The sequence below is a fragment of the Hyphomonas pacifica genome, from assembly GCF_000682675.1.
Taxonomy (GTDB): Bacteria; Pseudomonadota; Alphaproteobacteria; order Caulobacterales; family Hyphomonadaceae; genus Hyphomonas; species Hyphomonas pacifica.
Genome location: NZ_AWFA01000068.1, coordinates 1 through 2,092 on the forward strand (window position 1 = coordinate 1; position 2,092 = coordinate 2,092).

Genomic DNA, 2,092 nt, shown 5'->3' on the forward strand with positions numbered 1-2,092 from the left:
ATGCGGGACCATTTGGGGCTCAGGTCACGGCCCGTATGGCGGCACCACGTTTTCCTTTGAAAATTTCATCAATCGTCGCCTGCTGGTACCGAACGTCGATTGGCCTCAAACTTTCGATGGCTATATCGATTTTCTGACCAAGCGCGTATCGAATAATCAACACAAGCTTTTCGTCGTTGATAAGCGGTGTAATTCTATCCCTGTGCGTATCCTCCAAGCGTGCGAGGTGGGGTACAGTGACGTTGTCAAACGCAAGACGGAATACAATAGGCTCTGATACGTCGTAGTATAAACTCTCATCTAGTTGGGGTGGACGATTTAAAGCGTATGTAATCGCTTGAAGAATTGTCGATTTCCCGGAATTATTCTCCCCGACAATGCATCCAAATCGTGATGGCTTATATTCAGCATCCCGAAGGCCTTTGAAGTTCGATATTCGAATGCTTGAAATCTGCAAAGCGGTATTCCCATTTTTCGCAGGTTCGGAACGGCTCAAAACGTCTGGATTGCAAGGATCGACAATACGCAATCGCGACTGACAAAACACTATGTTACATAAATTCGGCTTCATTAATCAAAATGTTGCTACAACTTATATTTAGATCGCCCGTGAGCTGGCGGTCGGTGTGGGCCAAACTCACCCGACCAATCGTTCCGAGTCTTACGTCTGGTTTTGCGCCCGTTTCAGACATCTATTTCGGATCAACATTCGTTTGCAGATGATCAGTTTTCAAATGTTCCTTGCGATCACCTAAAAGCACTGGCGCCAACCAGCTATCAATGGCCTCCGCCACATCCCGCTTCAGGTCCGCATACTCTGCCCGGATATAGTGCTTGCGGGCAACGCTCGCCGTCTGTCCGTGATTGTGCCAGATATCCAGCCAGCGCTCATCGATCCCGGCATCAATAAGATGGGTCTTCATCGTCCGGCGCAGATCCCGCGGATTCCACTCCGGAAACTCGATCTTGTTGTTCAACCGCTTAGCCGCCCGCGAAATTGCAGCAATCGTCAGTGGCTCGTCCGGATTCCGCGGATTAGACATAAGGTAAGGCGAGCGCGGATGAGCGCGTTCCAGGCATCTCTCGACCAAAGGGGCGGCTGTTGAGGTGATCGGTAGCTGATGCGATCTTCCGTTCTTGGTCTCCGGCAAGTTCAGCCATCCATCACGCCAATTGTCGGATAAGCTCGTTGCGACCTCCGTCACGCGCAGGCCACCCATGGCGATCATCAGTTTCAGGACGCGGTGCGTTGGATGGTTCTCGTCCAGCGCGTGCCAGAGCGTCATTAGTTCGTCGTTCGAGAGATATCGGTCGCCCGGTTTGCCCTTTTGCACCGTCGGCAGCTGCTCGGCGATGTTGGATGTGATGCCATAATCGCGCGCACCACCTCGGAAGTCGTAGCGGTTCTTCACCGCCCATTTCCAGGCAGTGACGATGTAGGACCGGAGATGTGGCGCATAGTTCGGGCTTCGGGCGTAGCTTTCTGCCATCCAGGCCTGCAGGTCATGGATCGTCACATCCCCAGCGCGTAGCATGCATCCATGCCGCTCCACTAGAAAGGGCATCAGGGCGTACTTCCCGTCCATGAGCGTGCCCTTGATGCGCCCATAGGATCTGACGCCACGGGCTTTCATATCGGTGACGTAGTCGGCAAAGAAAGTGGCGGCAGAAGCGGATACGGCATCGGCCACCGCCTCTGCGCGTGCGGCCGCAGTCGGCGCGAGTGCACGTAATTCCATAAACTCTCCAGCGCGCATCCTGGCTTCTTTCAGGCCGATCTCGGGATAAGCGCCAATACGCACTCGCACGGTCTTACCGCCCAGCTTTCGCACAGCCGAAAAAGTCTTCGCGCCGGTCTTGGCCACACGCACTTTCAGGCAGGATTCGATCGTATCTGAATACTCGCCTGGGTCAGTCACCGCCGAAATCCAGGTGTCAGTAAAGCGTAGTTTCCCCATGATTTTTTAGCCCTCGGTTACCATATGGTTACCACGGAGTCATTTGTGAGCGAGGGCTAACTTTATCGCCTTTGTAATACATTGTTTTTATAGAAAGATTTGGCGATCCCGACGCGATTCGAACGCGTGACCTA

General features: G+C 53.3%; 2 protein-coding genes and 1 pseudogene. 1 reads left to right on the forward strand and 2 read right to left on the reverse strand.

The annotated features are described in order from the left end of the window. A partial coding sequence (locus tag HY2_RS17750; protein ID WP_034829151.1) for a hypothetical protein occupies positions 1 to 277 on the forward strand: 277 nt, incomplete at its 5' end. Between the two features lie 27 nt (positions 278 to 304). On the opposite strand, the pseudogene HY2_RS17890 reads toward HY2_RS17750, so the two are convergent. Then, positions 305 to 571: pseudogene (locus HY2_RS17890) on the reverse strand (AAA family ATPase); the annotation flags it as partial. A gap of 121 nt (positions 572 to 692) precedes the next feature. Then, positions 693 to 1,958, reverse strand: coding sequence for a site-specific integrase (locus HY2_RS15235; RefSeq protein WP_034829154.1), 1,266 nt, complete (start codon positions 1,956 to 1,958; stop codon positions 693 to 695). Between the last annotated feature and the right edge of the window lie 134 nt (positions 1,959 to 2,092).

Excerpts from the sequence above, each read along its gene's own strand:
- HY2_RS15235 (WP_034829154.1), bottom strand. The coding sequence starts at position 1,958 with ATGGGGAAACTACGCTTTACTGACACCTGGATTTCGGCGGTGACTGAC.